This window comes from Dermacoccus sp. MPR-E5 (assembly GCF_058809565.1).
The window spans coordinates 24,961-40,030 of sequence record NZ_JBXASS010000012.1; the positions used below are offsets into that span (position 1 = coordinate 24,961).

At 67.0% G+C, this 15,070-nt stretch carries 11 protein-coding genes and 2 pseudogenes; 9 read left to right on the forward strand and 4 right to left on the reverse strand.

The window, feature by feature from the left end:
* Positions 1-3: 3 nt before the first annotated feature.
* Entirely contained in the window at positions 4-1,191 is a 1,188-nt protein-coding gene (locus AC1RS9_RS10425; protein ID WP_376745340.1) for a glycosyltransferase, read from the reverse strand.
* A 2-nt stretch (positions 1,192-1,193) separates the two neighbouring features.
* Positions 1,194-2,234: a hypothetical protein gene (locus tag AC1RS9_RS10430; RefSeq protein ID WP_492921352.1), complete on the reverse strand. Its 1,041-nt coding sequence runs from the start codon at positions 2,232-2,234 to the stop codon at positions 1,194-1,196.
* A 90-nt stretch (positions 2,235-2,324) separates the two neighbouring features.
* Between AC1RS9_RS10430 and AC1RS9_RS10435 the strand changes: the two genes are divergently transcribed.
* Entirely contained in the window at positions 2,325-3,371 is a 1,047-nt protein-coding gene (locus tag AC1RS9_RS10435) for a hypothetical protein (protein WP_492921354.1), read from the forward strand.
* On the opposite strand, the gene AC1RS9_RS10440 is transcribed toward AC1RS9_RS10435, so the two are convergent.
* A complete protein-coding gene (locus AC1RS9_RS10440; protein WP_144694774.1) occupies positions 3,326-4,276 on the reverse strand; it encodes a glycosyltransferase family 2 protein in 951 nt (316 codons plus the stop codon). The genes AC1RS9_RS10435 and AC1RS9_RS10440 overlap by 46 nt on opposite strands.
* Positions 4,277-4,388: 112 nt before the next feature.
* Here AC1RS9_RS10440 and AC1RS9_RS10445 point away from each other — a divergent pair, with 112 nt between their 5' ends.
* From AC1RS9_RS10445 to AC1RS9_RS10480, 8 genes and pseudogenes are all read left to right on the forward strand, one after another.
* Positions 4,389-5,081, forward strand: coding sequence for an acylneuraminate cytidylyltransferase family protein (locus AC1RS9_RS10445; RefSeq protein WP_492921356.1), 693 nt, complete (start codon positions 4,389-4,391; stop codon positions 5,079-5,081).
* Between the two features lie 191 nt (positions 5,082-5,272).
* Positions 5,273-7,558: an N-acetylneuraminate synthase family protein gene (locus AC1RS9_RS10450; protein ID WP_286697658.1), complete on the forward strand. Its 2,286-nt coding sequence runs from the start codon at positions 5,273-5,275 to the stop codon at positions 7,556-7,558.
* 53 nt (positions 7,559-7,611) lie between these two features.
* A pseudogene (locus AC1RS9_RS10455) lies at positions 7,612-8,019 on the forward strand (glycosyltransferase family 4 protein); the annotation flags it as partial.
* Positions 8,020-8,112: 93 nt separating this feature from the next.
* The gene (locus AC1RS9_RS10460) at positions 8,113-9,582 is read left to right on the forward strand and encodes a glycosyltransferase (protein ID WP_260853048.1); all 1,470 of its coding nucleotides are present in this window, start codon (positions 8,113-8,115) and stop codon (positions 9,580-9,582) included.
* Positions 9,570-9,881: pseudogene (locus tag AC1RS9_RS10465) on the forward strand (glycosyltransferase); the annotation flags it as partial. The gene AC1RS9_RS10460 and the pseudogene AC1RS9_RS10465, both read left to right, overlap by 13 nt.
* A 33-nt stretch (positions 9,882-9,914) precedes the next feature.
* Positions 9,915-10,613 carry a glycosyltransferase gene (locus tag AC1RS9_RS10470; protein ID WP_160126225.1) on the forward strand — a complete coding sequence of 233 codons (699 nt, stop codon included), beginning with the start codon at positions 9,915-9,917 and terminating at the stop codon, positions 10,611-10,613.
* Positions 10,610-11,539, forward strand: a complete 930-nt coding sequence (locus tag AC1RS9_RS10475) for a glycosyltransferase family 2 protein (RefSeq protein ID WP_492921358.1) — start codon at positions 10,610-10,612, stop codon at positions 11,537-11,539. Before AC1RS9_RS10470 ends, AC1RS9_RS10475 begins: the two co-directional genes overlap by 4 nt.
* Positions 11,532-12,800, forward strand: coding sequence for a glycosyltransferase (locus AC1RS9_RS10480; protein ID WP_492921360.1), 1,269 nt, complete (start codon positions 11,532-11,534; stop codon positions 12,798-12,800). Before AC1RS9_RS10475 ends, AC1RS9_RS10480 begins: the two co-directional genes overlap by 8 nt.
* An 83-nt stretch (positions 12,801-12,883) precedes the next feature.
* On the opposite strand, the gene AC1RS9_RS10485 is transcribed toward AC1RS9_RS10480, so the two are convergent.
* The gene (locus AC1RS9_RS10485; RefSeq protein WP_051806055.1) at positions 12,884-15,070 is read right to left on the reverse strand and encodes a glycosyltransferase; all 2,187 of its coding nucleotides are present in this window, start codon (positions 15,068-15,070) and stop codon (positions 12,884-12,886) included.

Below are 15,070 nucleotides of genomic sequence, written 5' to 3' on the forward strand. Positions count from 1 at the left end.
GGCTCAGCGCTCTTCGACCAGCTCCGTCAACCTCCGGATGAAGTTGTGCTCGCCGAACGCTTCGGCATGGGCACGAATGGCGTCCGGGTCCCACGGCTGGGAGCGCACGGCGTCCATTCCTCGGTTGATGTCGGCGGGAGCGGGCCGTTCGATGAACACGCCGTTGACTCCCTCTACGACGGTGTCGAGGTACCCCCCGGCGCGCAACGCGACGACGGGTTTGCCGAAGGCATTGCCCTCGAGAGGTGTGAGGCCGAAGTCCTCGTAGGACGCCGCGACGAGGGCTGCAGCATGGGCGTAGGCCCAGCGCAGCTCGTCGTCGCTGATGTCGGAGACGATCTCGACGTTGTCGGGGCGGCTCGCCCGCAGAGGCTCAGCCATCGGCCCTGCGCCTACCACGAGCAAGCGCTCGGAGCGCCCACGCATCGCTTCGATGACGGCGTCGACGTTCTTGTACGGCATGAGGCGTGACACCACGAGGAAGTACGGTGTCTGACCCCAGTGCGCAACGGCGGCGATGGGGGCTCGACGACCTGTCTCGTCCACACCGAACGGCGGCGGGAGGACGGCGACGTCGTAGCCGTACGCTCGCTTGATCCGTGTGGCGATGACGTTGGCGTTGGCGACGTAGGCGTCCGCCGTGGCGGCAGCCTTCACGTCCCACGCCAGCAACGGTCGCTTGAGCACCTCGAGAGCCGCGCCCTTGACGCTGCGGCGGCCGCCCGCGCCGAGATACTCGTCTGCGGCGTAGAGCCATCGGGCGGGCGAGTGACAGTAGACGATCTTGTGGCCCGTCGTGGGAAATCCGTGAGCCCACCCGCTCGACGATGCCAGGACCACGTCGGCGTCGATCGTCATGCGGTTCGAGGCCCATGGGAGCAGGGGCAGAGCGAGCCGGTGGTGTCGGCGCAGCACCCCGATTCGGTTGAGGGGGGAGACGACGATGTTCTTGTCGACGAACTCGGGGAACGTGGTCGACGGGTTGTAGAGCGTCGTGTGGATCGGCGCGTCGGGGAAAGCGCGGCTCATGGCCAGGACCACGCGTTCGGCCCCTCCTCGTTGCGTGAGGTAGTCATGTGCGATGGCGACGCGGGGGTGGCTCGCCTGGGTCGCCAACTGATGCGGCTGGGCGGGGCCCGGGCCGGCCGCGGACTCCTGGGGCACGGCATCGTTCGGTGGCGCGTCGGTCATCGTCAGGCTCCTCGGATCACGCGCGCAAGCGTGGCGGCGGGTTCTTCGTCGAGCGTGGGCCAGGGCGGGGTCGGTTCGCCGCCCCACTCGGCGAGGCCGTATCGGCGCCAGAAGTCGCGCACCCATGGGGGTGGATCGGTGGCCGTGACCCAGGCGGGCAAGCCCCGCATCGCGGCTTCGAGTGTGCCTGTCGAGAAGATGGAGACGACGGGCTGCGTGAGCTCGGTCAAGGCGGTGCTGGTCGACGCGAACTCGACGCCTCGCCGCCGCATGACTGCGTGAAGGGTTCGCGAGACGGCGTCCTTCTCGTTCGGGTGCGGTCGGTAGAGCATCTCGCCCTGGGCGCACGCGTGGAGATAGGTCGTCAGCGTCTCACGCCGCGTCAGCTCCGTTCCGTGCAGCTGCCCGAGCATGACGGGTCGATCTGTCGTCATCCGTGGCCGACCTTCGTGGGAGGCTGCCCACAACATCTGAGATCCGACGACCTGGGCCGTGACGTCGGGGCGTCCGCGCGTCCAGTATTCGGCGTCACTGTCGCACCAGGCGAGCACATGCGCTCCGGCCGGTGCAGGTGGCGACCAGGGGGTGAGTAGACCGTGCTGGACGAGATGCACGGTGACGTCGCGTGCTTCCGCCCAGCGCACGGCACCCTTGCTCCAGTGGAGGTAGGCCCCGAGTGTGAGCACGGAGCCGATCGTGGCCGGCAGATCGGCGGGTCCGTCATAGGGCCGCGATTCCCACGCGCCGCCGAGGCCCTCGAGCGGATCGATGTCGAGGTCGCGTGGGGCGAGCACCGCCGTTCGAGCGAGATCCAGGTGGCGCAGCGGCTCGAGGATCGCCGCCCGGCAGCTCGGCGTCGCCTTGTCGATGACGACGAGGGTGGTGGCGGCGCTGCGCGGCAGCCACAGGCAGGCACGAGGCTCCGCCACCGGCCGGAACCGGCCCTTGGCTCGACGGACCGTCTCGACACCCCGCCGCCGGCGATCAGCCCACTGCTGCCATGCGGCCAGGTCGGGCATCAGACCCATCACGGTCTTCGTCATCCTGCTCCACCTCGTCGTCCGAACGGATCAGGGCCATTCTGGCGTACTGCACCCCCATGGCGTGCGCGGGCGATGCGAGAGGATGGCGACGTGAACGATTCGTCCGTCCCTGAATCCTTGGCCGCCCTGATCGCGGAACGCGACGTGCTGGTCCTGTCGCCGCACATGGACGATGCCATGCTCAGCGCCTCGTCGGTGGTGCTCGATCACCCGTGCGAGGTGTGGACGGTCTTCACGGGTGCGCCGCGGCCGCCACAGACGACGTCGTGGGACCTGAGTTGTGGGTTCGCGGATTCGGACGCGACTGTGCGTGCGCGCCGGATCGAGGATGACGCCGCATTCGCCGGCGTCACTGCGAGCAACCGGCGGCTCGGGTACCTCGAAGGCGCCTACGCCTCCCGCGAACAGCGTCGCCTGGAGCTCGTCGACATCGAGGGGGCCCTGCAGGCGTGGATGGATCAGCATCCGCACGGCCTCGTCGTCGCGCCGGTGTGCGCCGGCCGCCACATGCCGCCCGCCCCATGGACGAGCACGCTCGAACGTGGTCGCCGCCTGCTGAACGGGCTCAAGGGAAAGAGGCCCCTTGCCACAGCGTCGCATGAGGGCGTCCACGAGGACCTGGGCGACTCGACCGGCGTCAATCCCCCGCCCCGCGACGCGCAACCCGCCGCCGTCGCGGGCGCCTCCCATGCGGTCGCCCGCCTGGGCGCCGGCGGGAGGCGGATCCTGCGCAGCGGTGTGCAACGCGTCCTGCACGCGGAGTATCTCCACCGGCGGGCGAAGGCGATGGATGGCGGGCTGGCCGCCAACCCCGACCATGTCGTCCTGCGTGATCTCGCGCTCGACGTCGCAGTCCGCCATCCCGGGGTACGCATCGCGTTCTACGAGGACTTCCCCTATCTCTGGCATGCCCGTGGTGATGACGAGATGGCGCGGCTGCGACACGGCCGCGGCTTCGAGGCGGACCGGGTGGTGATGCCCGTCGACGTGTTCCGCAAGCACGAGCGCCTGGCGTGCTATGTCTCTCAGCTCCCCGTCCTCGACACAGACGGTCGCCTGCTGGACCCGAACGAGCTTCCGACCGAGGAGATCTACTGGCTCGTCGGCGCGTCCGACAGCCCGAGTCCTCGGTCCTGACCGACGGGACGGCCGACGATTCGGTACTCGACGAAACCGACGAACTGGCCGAGACGAAGCCCGGCGCGGCTCGCGAGCCCCCGGCGTCCGGACGCGGAGCGGTCGCGGATCGCGGTCGTGACGAGTGCTCCGGGCAACCGCAGGAGATCTCTCCACCACTCGGGGTCGTGCAGGTGAGGAGAGACCGACCACAGGTCGTGTCCTGCGCACAGCCGCATGTGCATCCGCCCCCCGTCGAAGGAGCGTCGGAAGGCCCCGGTGGCGTTGGCGCGGGGCCGCTCCGCCAAGGTCATGTCCGGCACCCGCAGGAGCGTGAAACCCTGGGCCAGAACACGCAGCCCGAGATCGTTGTCCTCCGCGCCCGGCACATACCCCTGGTCGAAGCCGCCGACCTCCATGAACGCCGCGCGTTCGACGGCGGAGGCTCCCCCCATGAAGACCGGGTAGGCGTCACGGACGACGTCCCGCGGTGCGGGCGTCGCGCTGAGGCGCGACAGCTCTTTCCACACGGCTGGGCGGCCCGAGGCGAATGATCTCCCGTTCACGGTGTGCACTCCCCCGGTGACGAAGGGCGCCGCCTCCAGCGCACTCGCGGCGGCCTGGACGAATCGGGGCCCCGCGCAGTCGTCCGCATCACAGAAGATGATGCGGTGGGCGGCCGAGCGACTCACTCCGACGTTGCGGGCGTAGGCCACACCCTGATGTTCGCTCGCGTGCACCACACGGATGTCGAGCACGTCCGACCAGCCGCTCACCACCGCATCGGGAGCTTCGGGCGAATTGTTGTCCACGACGAGCACCTCGAAGGCCGGCGCTCCTTCTTGATGGGCGAGGGCCTCGAGCTGAAGCCCCAGCGTGTCGTTCGCGTCGTAGCACGCGATCACCACACTGACCTGCGCCGTCATCAGACCCCACCCCGCTCAGTACGCCCCGCCTCGGACGCCCTGCGGCGTCGGCCGACGGTCCAGGATAGCCAGGCACGACGCGCGGGCTGTGCTCTCGCCTAGGCTGGGGGTCATGGCGAACCCCACTCCGGCCATCATCCCCGCACGCGGCGGGTCGAAGGGCATCCCCCGCAAGAACCTGAAGCTGCTCGAGGGAAAACCTCTCATCGTGTGGTCGATCGAACAGGTGCTCGCGACCCGGGGGCTTACGCCGTACGTCTCGACCGAGGACGAAGAGATCGCCGATGTGGCCCGCGGTGCCGGCGCGCAGGTCATCGAACGCCCCGCGGAGCTGGCGGGCGACGCGACGGCGTCGGAACCCGTCATCGAGCATGCCATTGAGGTGATCACCGCCGAGGCGGCTCGACCGGATCAGGTGATGTTCCTGCAGGCCACCTCACCCCTGCGCCTGCCGGGCACGCTGGCACGCTGTCTCGACGAGTTCGCCGTGACGGGTGCCGACTCGATGGTCGGGGTCGTGCCCGCCGAGATCTTCATGTGGCGGCGTGTGCCGCACGTCGAGGCGTTGTATCCGGTCGACGCGCGACCACGCCGCCAGGACCTGAGGCCAGAGCAGCTGCGCTATCGCGAGACGGGATCGCTCTACCTGACGCGCACGGAGATCTACGAGCGGCACCACAATCGTCTCGGCGGCTCGATCGAGTTGTTCGTCATGGATCCGCTCGAGGGCATCGACATCGACGCGGAGCACGACTTCACGCTGGCCGAGAGCCTCTGGCGACGGATGAGCTCGCGCGACACGTGACAGCGCGCAACGTTTGAGGGCGCGAACGGTGACGATCACCCCCGCGACGCCCGGCGGGCGAAGGCGGCACGGTTATGATGGGAGACATCGAGCTGGCCGCCACGGTCCGCCCAGATCCGCGCGGGGGTCCGCGGATCTTCTTGTCACGGCCCGCCACAGCGGCCGCGGTGCCGAACGAGCACAGGAGCTTCATGACGACGACCATCGCCCGGGAGATCGCTCCCTACGTGGTGTTCAGCGACGACACGATCCTCGCAGCGCTCAACAAGATCAGTGACAACAAGACCGGCATCGTCTTCTGCGTCGACGCACACGGCATCCTGCAGGGCGCACTGTCCGACGGCGATTTCCGCCGGTGGGTGACGGCGCACCCGAGCGCCGACCTGAACGCCACCGTCATGGCTGCGGCTCACACGTCGCCGGTGAAACTCGCGCACGGCACCGAGACGCAGACGATCTCGCAGGCGTTCCGCGACGGCGTGCGCGTCATCCCACTCGTCGACGAGCACGGCCACGTGCGTGCGGTTGCGCGCAACGCGCTCGGCAGCGAGATCCGCATTGGGCGCCACGCGATCGGTGAGGGCAACCGCTGCCTCGTCATCGCCGAGATCGGCAACAACCACCAGGGGGACATGGAGCTCGCGAAGCAGCTCGTCGACCTCGCCAAGAAGTCCGGTGCGGACGCCGTCAAGTTCCAGCTGCGCGATCTGACGGGCCTGTACCGTCAGGGCGACTTCGCCTCCAGCGCCGGCGAGGATCTCGGCGCGCAGTACACGATGAACCTGCTCGCCAAGTACTCCTTCACGAACGAGCAGATGATCGAGATCCTCGACTACTGCAAGAGCGTCGACATCGACGCGTTCTGCACGCCGTGGGACGAAGCGTCGCTCAGGGTCCTCGCCGACTACGGGGTGCCCGCGCTCAAGATCGCGAGCGCCGACATGACGAACCACGACCTCCTGCGCGCCTGCGCGGCCGAGCACCTGCCGATGCTCGTCTCGACGGGCATGTCGACGGAGGACGAGATCGTCGCGAGTGTCGAGGTGATGCGGCAGGCGGGCGCCGAGTTCGTGCTGCTGCAGGTGCAGTCGACGTATCCGGCGCCGTTCAAGGACATCAATCTTCGGTACATGGATCGGCTCGCCGAGATCGGTCAGTGCCCGGTCGGCTACTCGGGGCACGAACGCGGCCATCACGTGCCGATCGCCGCGGTGGCGCGTGGGGCGCACGTCGTCGAGAAGCACTTCACGATCGACAAGACCCTCGAGGGCAACGACCACCAGGTCTCGCTGCTGCCCGAGGAGTTCGCCGAGATGGTGACGAAGATCCGCGAGGTCGAGTCGGCGCTCGGCAACGGCGAGTCGCGCGCCGTCTCCACCGGCGAGTTGATGAACCGCGCCAACCTCGCGAAATCGCTCGTCGCGACGCGTGACATCGCGGTCGGCGAGAAGCTGACGCGCGCGGACGTGGCGATCAAGTCGCCGGGCCGGGGGCTGCAGCCGAACCGGCTCGGGGCGCTCGTCGGGCGCACGATGCGTCGCACCATCGAGTCGGGCGATTTCTTCTACGCCACCGACCTGACGGACGCCGTGGCGCACGGGCGCGCGTACGAGTTCAACCGCCCGTGGGGTCTGCCGGTGCGCTACCACGACGCGCGCAAGCTGCTCGGCGCCGGCGAGACGCTGACCAACCCCGACTTCCTCGAGTTCCACCTGTCCTACAAGGACGTGGAGATGTCGATGGAGCAGATCGACGCAGCGTTCGGCAGCAAGAAGTTCGACGGCATGTTCCACACCGTCCACTGCCCCGACCTGTACGCCGGTGACTTCATCATCAACCTCGCGAGCGACGACGAGGCGACGTGGGAGCGTTCGATCCACGAGGTGCAGAAGGTCGTCGAGATCACGCGCGATCTCGGTCGCTGGTTCGACGGCAACGGCGAACCCCCGATCGTCATCTGCACGATGGGCGGCTTCACGATGGACGCCTTCGACACGCCCGCACAGCGCACCGTCAAGTACGAGCGCATCGCAAAGGCTCTCGAACGCGTCGACGACACCGACGTGCGCCTGACCGCGCAGACCCTGCCGCCGTACCCGTGGCTCATGGGCGGCCAGCAGCACCACAACCTGTTCATGGACGTCGACGACACGGTGTGGTTCTGCGAGCAGTTCGGCCGCCGCCTGACGTTCGACCTGTCGCACTCGAAGCTCGCGGCGAACTTCACGAAGAAGCCGTTCAGCGAGTACGTCGAGAAGCTCGCGCCGCTCAGCGATCACCTGCACGTCGTCGACGCCGAGGGTGTCGACGGCGAGGGCCCGCAGATCGGCGACGGCGAGATCGACTGGCCCGCCACGGCAGCGCAGTTGGACCGTCTCGCCCCCGGCGTCCCGTTCATCCCGGAGATCTGGCAGGGCCACGTCAACAATGGCGAGGGCTTCTGGACCGCCCTGGATCGGTTGGAGGCCTGGCTGTGAACACCCCTGCCCCTGTCGCCCTGTGGGTCTCCCCCGTCTCCAATCTTGCAGGCGTGGCGCGACACATCCTGGATGTCGCGCGCCACGGTCTGCCCGGATGGCGACTCGTCGTCGCGGCGCCCGAAGGCCCCCTGCTGGATGAGCTCCGTGGCCTCGACGTCCCCATTCTCACCCTCGATGTCGACCAACCCGCCCACAGGGCTGTGGCGGATCTGCGCGGAATCATCAGGCGGATGGACCCGCACATCGTGCACTCGCACCTCGCGAAAGCGGACTTCCTCGCCACGATGGCGGCTGTCGGTCTTCCTGTCACCCTCGTCTCCACCGAACATCACATCCCCGAAGACCCGAGAGTCTTCCACTCGAGCAAGGCGAAGGCGTGGTCACGGCAGTCCGCGCACCACGCCCGGACGCGTCGCGCCGCGCGGCTCATCGCCGTCAGTGAATCCACGAAGCGCGACATGGAGAGGTACTGGCGTCCGAGCGCGCCGATCACCGTCATCAAGAACGGTGTGGATCGGACGACGGCGCCTCCTCGCTCCCCCGGGTTGCGGTTGCTCTCCCTGGCCCGACTCGATGCCGAGAAGAACATCGATGCAACGCTGCGCATCTTCCGTCAGGTTCGCGCCCAGCAGCCGGGGGCCACACTGACGATCGCGGGCATGGGTCCTGAGGCCGATCGACTACGCGCTGTGGCGCGTGAGCTCGGAGTCGACGACGCAACCAATTTCGCTGGGTTCGTCGATGCTCGCGAAGCGCTCGCGTCGCACGACGTTCTCGTCCAGCCGTCGAGGGCCGACAATCTCTCGTACACGCTGCTTGACGCGGTGAACTCCGGTCTCGGTGTGGTGGCCAGCGACATCGGGGGCAACCCAGAGATCCTGCCACCTCGATGCCTCGCACCCTTGAGCGACGAGTCGGCCATGGCGGATGCTGTGATCGAGCAGGGTCTCGACGTGTCGAAGCGCCCGCACCTACCCGATGACATCCCGACCGTGAGCGAGATGGTCGACGCCGTCCTCGACGTGTATGCAGAACTAGGACTCGCCCCCGCTGATCTCGGCCGTGAGCTGGCCACGCCGGTGCGCGCTGCCAAGCCGGCGGTGAGCGTCGTCACCGCGTACTACAAGAATCACGCCACGCTCGGCGAGCAGCTCGACGCCCTCGTCGCGCAGGTGGACGCGCCGCCCTTCGAGGTCGTCGTCGCCGACAACGAAGGCTCTGCGAGGCTGGCGCGGATCGTGGAACGCTACCGCGGCGCGCTCGACATCCGCGTGGTGTCGGCCAATGACGTTCAGGGCCAGTGCCACGCTCGCAACGTGGGGGTGAAGGCCGCGCGCGGTGACGTCATCGCGATGTCCGATGCGGACGACGTCGTGGGCGAGCGGTGGGTGGCGACGCTGCATCGGGTGGTGTCTCAGACCGACGTCCTCGCCACCGGCATGATGCGTCTCGACGTCATCAATTCGGAGTTCGTGTGCCGTGCCAAGGCGGTCGCTGATGGGCTCGACCAGGTGCCGCATCCGTACGAGCAGGGCCCGTTCTCCTATCTGGGCTACGAGGTGTTCGTCTTCGGCTCCAACATCGGGATCCGCCGGAGCACGTACCTCGAGCTTGGCGGCATGAACGAAGCCATGCTGGGCGGCAGTGAAGACGTCGACTTCTCCTGGCGGTTGTTGGAATCGGGCCGCACGATCGTCGTGGACCCCTACGCCACGGTTCATTACCGGCTCCGCGCCGGCACCTCCGACGCGATGACGCAGGGGTATCGCTACAGCCGCGCCCAAGTGGGTCTGTGGCGCCGCAGTCAGCTGCTGGGCCGCCCGGTGCGCGGTATGTCGTTCCTGTGGGCGGTCACGGAGACGGCGAAGCTGCCGCTGGCCTGGGCCAGGGCGCCTGGGCTCAGCGCGGAAGAGCGTTTTGCCCTCGCAGGCCGAACAGGCTGGATCACCGGCAATCTGGCCGGGCAGATCGCCGTGCGCGCTCCCTGGTATCGGCCGCCGGAGGAACCGTGCTCCATCTGAATCTCTGCGCCAACCAAGGTGCGGTCGGCGGCGGGGAGGTCATGCTCTTGGCGATCGCGCAGGCGGCCCGGAGCCTGGGTCATGAGGTCACAATCATCGCGCCGGAGCAGCCTTGTGAGGTCGCCCGTGAAGCCGCTGCTCTGGGGTTCAGCACCGTCGCCCTCCCCGGGGACTCGACAGCCGGGTACATGCGCGGTCTCCGACGGTGGGATGCCCGTGAGCGCACGGGCATCCTGTGGTGCAACGGGCTGCGGCCCGCCGTGGCCACGGCCGGTCACAGACGCCGCATCGTTCATCTTCACCAGGAGCCCCACGGAGTCCAACGTGTCCTGATGACGATCGCACGAGTCGGCTCCATGGTGACCCTGGTCCCCTCCGAGTTCATGGGCCGCAGAATTCCCCGCACCCGGGTGTTGGAGAACTGGGTGGATGAGCCGCCCAGCACCAGGGACAGTTCGGTCCGCCGAGATCTGAAGTCCCCGGTCATTGGATACCTCGGGCGCCTCTCGAGCGACAAAGGCGTACCGATCCTTTGCAGGGCAGTCGCGACGCTTCGCGAGGGTCATCGCAACCCGACGCTCCTGCTCGCCGGCGAATCACGGTTCGTGAGCGAGGCCGACGCCACGCGCGTTGACGCGGCTATCGCTGCGCTGGGCGCGACTGCGGTCCGAAAGGGGTGGATGGAGCGCGCCGAGTTCTTCGAGTCTGTTGATCTGGCCGTCTTCCCCTCGGTGTGGGACGAGCCCTTCGGACTTGTCGTGGCCGAAGCCATGGCCGCGCGCTGCCCGTTCGTCGTGAGCGATGCCGGGGCGCTGCCGGAGGTTGCGGGGCCGGGCTATCCGTTTGTCGCAGCACGCGACGATGCCGGCTCTCTCGCCGCCGTCATCGAAGACGCTCTGAGTGAACCCACTGAGGACGTCGTGGACCGCGCTCAACAGAGGTGGCACGTGAAGTATTCACCGGAAGGGGGCCGGGAGCGTCTGCACCAATTGCTGATTGACATCCTCAGGAAAGGCGACGGCAAATCATGAAAGCATCTGTCATCGTTCCGTCCCGCGGAGGAGCAGAGCGCCTACCTCGGCTCCTCGATGCACTGAGCCGACAGACTTACGAGTCGTGGGAGGCCGTCATCGTGCTCGATGGTGACATCGACGGCTCAGCATCGGTGGTCGAGCGCTACTCGCATCTCCCGGTGCAGGTCCTCGTCTTTCCAGAGAACAGGGGCCGTGTAGCAGCACTGAACGCGGGTTTTGCCGCCGCTGACGGCGACGTCCTGATCCGGGCGGATGATGATTTCGAACCCTCCCCAACCCATATCGCGGCTCATGTCGAACCTCATCGGCGGGGTGTGTGCGGGGTGATCGGCTTACCACTGAACATCGCACCGAACAATGCCTACATGCGCGCCTACGGTACTGTCGCTGACGAGCGGGGCCGACAGGATGCATACGGGACCGCACCAGAGGATCGTTGGCGGCTCTGGGGAGGAAATACATCCGTCCGGTGGGAGATCTTCGAAGAAGTGGGCGGATTCGATCCACGCTATGTGGGGTACGGCTGGGAGGACCTCGACCTCGGATATCGCCTCCGCCGCCACGGGATACCGCTGCTCCTCGTACCCGGAGCGGAAGTGCGACACCACATGGCTGCCGTGACGACGACGGCACGGGCGCGCCGAGCTTTTCGGTCGGGGCAGGGCCGCCGACGATTCGAACACATCCACGGTCGAGGCTCCTCATCCTCGCCCCACTCGTCCCCCGCGACCGTGTGGAACACGGCCGTGTCGGGCCTAGGACGCATGCTCACGTACGACCGCACCGAACATCTGGCCTCGACCATCGATCGAATGCTCCCCCTGCTGCCGCGACCGGCCGCTCGCAAGGCGATCGCGCTCATCGTCGAGAGTGCGGCCCGGGCCGGGTTCGTCTCCGGGGAAGAGACAAGCCACCATGTCTGAATCGGTCTCACACATCCGTTTCGTCGTCCCGCGGTTTCCCGACACCAGTGGCGGAGCCACTGTCGTGGAGAACCTCATGACTGCATTCCGACAGCGCGGGATCACGGTCGACGTCGTATCGATCTACCCGGGTTCCAAGAACCAGGAGGGCGCATCGCCGACGGGTGCAGACGACGTCGTCACCGTTCTGGAGCGTGAGGACTTGCATCGATACCCCGTCTCCATCTCATACGGCCCCTTGCGCGCTGCCCCTCTTGCCCTGTTCAAGCGATGGGACCGGTGGCGCCGACTCTCTGCTCTGCGACGCACCATGGCCACGTTGCCCGCCAACAGCGTCGTCATCTACACCCACGTCCTCGGCAAGATGATGGTCGACGAGTCCGGTTTTGAGCGATCCCCGACCGGCCCACTGTTCGTCGGGCAGCACCATTCGTCGTTCGCAAGTCTCGACGACGAGCCATGGCTCCGGGAGGCTCTTCCGAAACACTTCGCTGACTGTGATGCCTTCGTCGCGCTCTCCGATGAGGACGCAGCCTCCTTCGGCTCGCTGCTCGACGTGCCGTGCGTCGCAATCCCTAACCCGGCACCAGAGGGCCGCACTCTCACCACGCAACTGGCGAAGAGAGCGGTGGCATTGGCACGCTTGTCGCACGAAAAGCAGATCCCTCTCATGGTGCGTCTCTTCGCCGCGGCGATCACCGTGCCCGAGGCGGATGGGTGGTCGTTGGCCATCTACGGCGACGGGGTCGAGCGCCCCCAGGTTGCCGACGAGATCGAGCACTCTGGCATGCATACGCGGATCCAGTTGGCCGGTGTCGTCGACGATTCAGCCACCGCGCTGTCAGACGCGTCGTTGAATCTCCTGACGTCAAGCCTCGAAGGCTTCGGCATGACGATCTTGGAGGCGGCGTGCTCAGGGATCCCTTCGATCGCGTTCGATTGCTCTGAGGGTGTGCGGTCGCAGCTGGAGGACGGGGCTGGGTACCTCGTTCCTGCCAGCGACGAAACTGCCTACGTCGAGGCGCTCAGAGCCGCCATGACCAACGATGAAGAACGGGCTCGCCGGGCTGACCGCGCGCTGACTCGCTCCCGGTCGTACGATGCGTCGACCATCGCAGCACGCTGGCTCGCACTATTCGACACCCTATTTCCCATGGACCCACCAGCCCCCTCTGAAGAGTCCTCCACGGCGCAGGCCCGTCCCGAATCAACGCACCCGTGCGCGTCCCCCGGAGTTCCCTCGCCCCGCCGCGAAGCCTGAGCGGGGCGGTGTCACAGTTTCCGGTCCTTGATGGGCGTCAGCCTCACAGCGTCGTCGACAAGCAAATTTCCCACCCCGGGAGGTCATTCATCGATCGCTGCCATGATCCGACGAGCAACAGCCGCGCGTGTGAATTCACTCGCCCTATGCCTGGCCGCACCACTCCGCTCACGAGCCGATTCGGGGTCTGCTGCTGTCTTCATCGCGGCCACCAGCGCCGCATGGTCGTCACGGTCAACCGTGATGCCCGTGTCTCCCAGAAGCCATCCGGGCCCTCCCACGGCAGGGCCGATGCTGGGAACCCCTGCCTGCATGGCTTCGACGAAGATGATGCCTGCTGGTTCACAGTCAGCCAGTGCGATACAACAGGTGGCGCGGCGCCACAAGTCCTCCATGTCGGCGCGGTCGCCTGGATCCCGAAGGTCCTTCCAGCCGTGGCAGATCACCCCCGGAAACTCGACCTGCGGATGCTGACCTACCAGGTGCAACTCTGCCTCGGGAAACTCTCGACGGACGTCCGAGAAAGCCTTCGCCACCTGAGGACCTCCCTTTCCGATCCACTCCCTGGCCGGAAAGAGGAATCTCGGGGGAGACCATTGTTTGTGGTGCGACGGCTCGACCTCGAAATTGGCGCTGATACCCACCGCGCGAGCCTTCTCGGAAGGGCAATGACAGTCGTTCACTGCAGAATCGGCCGCCCACCCCGTCGAGAACAGTGCGGCATGATTCGCCGCGTACGATTCAACCTGATGACGGCTGCGCGCGACTGTCGTGCGCTGGGGAACGGTCCCCCAGAAACGGGACGGCCACTGGAGCGCCTGTGGAATGGTCATGTCTTCGTAGGAGGCCGTGCGGGGGTGTCGGACGCTGTAACCGGTGCCCATCTGCAGGACGCCGTCGACTGGGCCTACGGTCCGTAGACGCCGCGCCGCCGTCCAGCTGACGAGCCGCAGATGCGTCATCGACTGCGTGGATCCGGCCAGGGCACGCCGCATGGCTGTTCGCCTCCCCCGCTTCGCGAGTCCAGGAACCCCCCAGGCCAGCTGTACCGCCCGTCTGACGAAGCGCCAGCCGACCGGGGAGCAGTCCACGGTGATCACATCGACGCCGGCCTCTTCAAGCCCCTGCACGAGGTTGCTGGGCGTGCCCGACCACAATCCTGGGTCACGAGGATCTCCGATCGCCAGCACAGCCACCCGTCGCACGCCGTGAGCGGCCGCGACACGGCGCTGCATAGCGGGTGCATGACCTCGTGAGATCACGGCAGAGAGCGGGGTCTGGACGAGTCGCCGGCACCTGTCTCGGGTCTCACGGACCAAACAGGCCAAGGCGCGAACCGCCCCTGGCTCACGCGTTACTCCTACGCGGGCGAGAGCGAGACGAACGCCTAGGCCAAGCGCAGGACGCTCTTGCGTGGCAGCGCGCAGCGCCTCGACAACCAGGTCACGGTATTCCCCTGTTCGCCACAGCCGGATGGCCAGGGGCGGCATGGCGGTCCGAATATAGGCATCCCCCTCATCCGAGACCCCCACCTGTTTGAGCAGTATCCCGACGCGAGCGGCGAGAAACCCCGCGTCATCGTCTCGGAAACGAGTGGTCCCGAGCGACGTCGATACCTCACGGAAATCCACGAGCGGTTCATCGACACAGATGATGCGCCCATGAGCCGCAAGACGTAGCCACAGGTCATAGTCCTCGAAGAACCATCGCTCGTCGTATCCCCCTACGGTCCGAACGGCCTCGGTCGCTACCAGGACCGAGGCTGCGGGTAACCAGCACTGATGCAGCAGACGCGTGTGGATGTTGCCTTCGAGTGCCCCTGGGCCCGAGGGCCACTCGTGCAGCGTGCGGTAGTCCGGCTGCAGCACCTGGCCTTCCTCGTCGATCCGCCGGGCGTTCGAATAGACAGCAACGGCACGGTGCCCATCCCCCACCCAGCGATCTATGAGCGACTCCAACCGTTCAGGAATCATCCGATCATCTGCCGAGACGTACGTGTAGAACGGTGTGGTGATCGTCTCCAGCGCTTCATTCAGACCACGGCACAACCCGATGTTCTGAGGGTGCACGACAAGCTCATATCCGGCCTCTGGATGGCGGGAGAGCCAGGATACAATCCGCGCCACAGAACTGTCGCCGGATGCATCGTCGATGATGAGCACGCGCTCCGGCGCACGCGTCTGGACGAGGATCGAATCGAGCAATTCTTCTACGAACCGCTCGTGATTATAGCACACGACGACGACCGTGACTCCGAGGTTGTCAGCCAT

Excerpts from the sequence above, each read along its gene's own strand:
- AC1RS9_RS10425 (WP_376745340.1), bottom strand. The coding sequence starts at position 1,191 with ATGACCGACGCGCCACCGAACGATGCCGTGCCCCAGGAGTCCGCGGCC.
- AC1RS9_RS10430 (WP_492921352.1), bottom strand. The coding sequence starts at position 2,234 with ATGACGAAGACCGTGATGGGTCTGATGCCCGACCTGGCCGCATGGCAG.
- AC1RS9_RS10440 (WP_144694774.1), bottom strand. The coding sequence starts at position 4,276 with ATGACGGCGCAGGTCAGTGTGGTGATCGCGTGCTACGACGCGAACGAC.
- AC1RS9_RS10445 (WP_492921356.1), top strand. The coding sequence starts at position 4,389 with ATGGCGAACCCCACTCCGGCCATCATCCCCGCACGCGGCGGGTCGAAG.
- AC1RS9_RS10450 (WP_286697658.1), top strand. The coding sequence starts at position 5,273 with ATGACGACGACCATCGCCCGGGAGATCGCTCCCTACGTGGTGTTCAGC.
- AC1RS9_RS10470 (WP_160126225.1), top strand. The coding sequence starts at position 9,915 with ATGACGATCGCACGAGTCGGCTCCATGGTGACCCTGGTCCCCTCCGAG.
- AC1RS9_RS10475 (WP_492921358.1), top strand. The coding sequence starts at position 10,610 with ATGAAAGCATCTGTCATCGTTCCGTCCCGCGGAGGAGCAGAGCGCCTA.
- AC1RS9_RS10480 (WP_492921360.1), top strand. The coding sequence starts at position 11,532 with ATGTCTGAATCGGTCTCACACATCCGTTTCGTCGTCCCGCGGTTTCCC.
- AC1RS9_RS10485 (WP_051806055.1), bottom strand. The coding sequence starts at position 15,070 with ATGGCTGACAACCTCGGAGTCACGGTCGTCGTCGTGTGCTATAATCAC.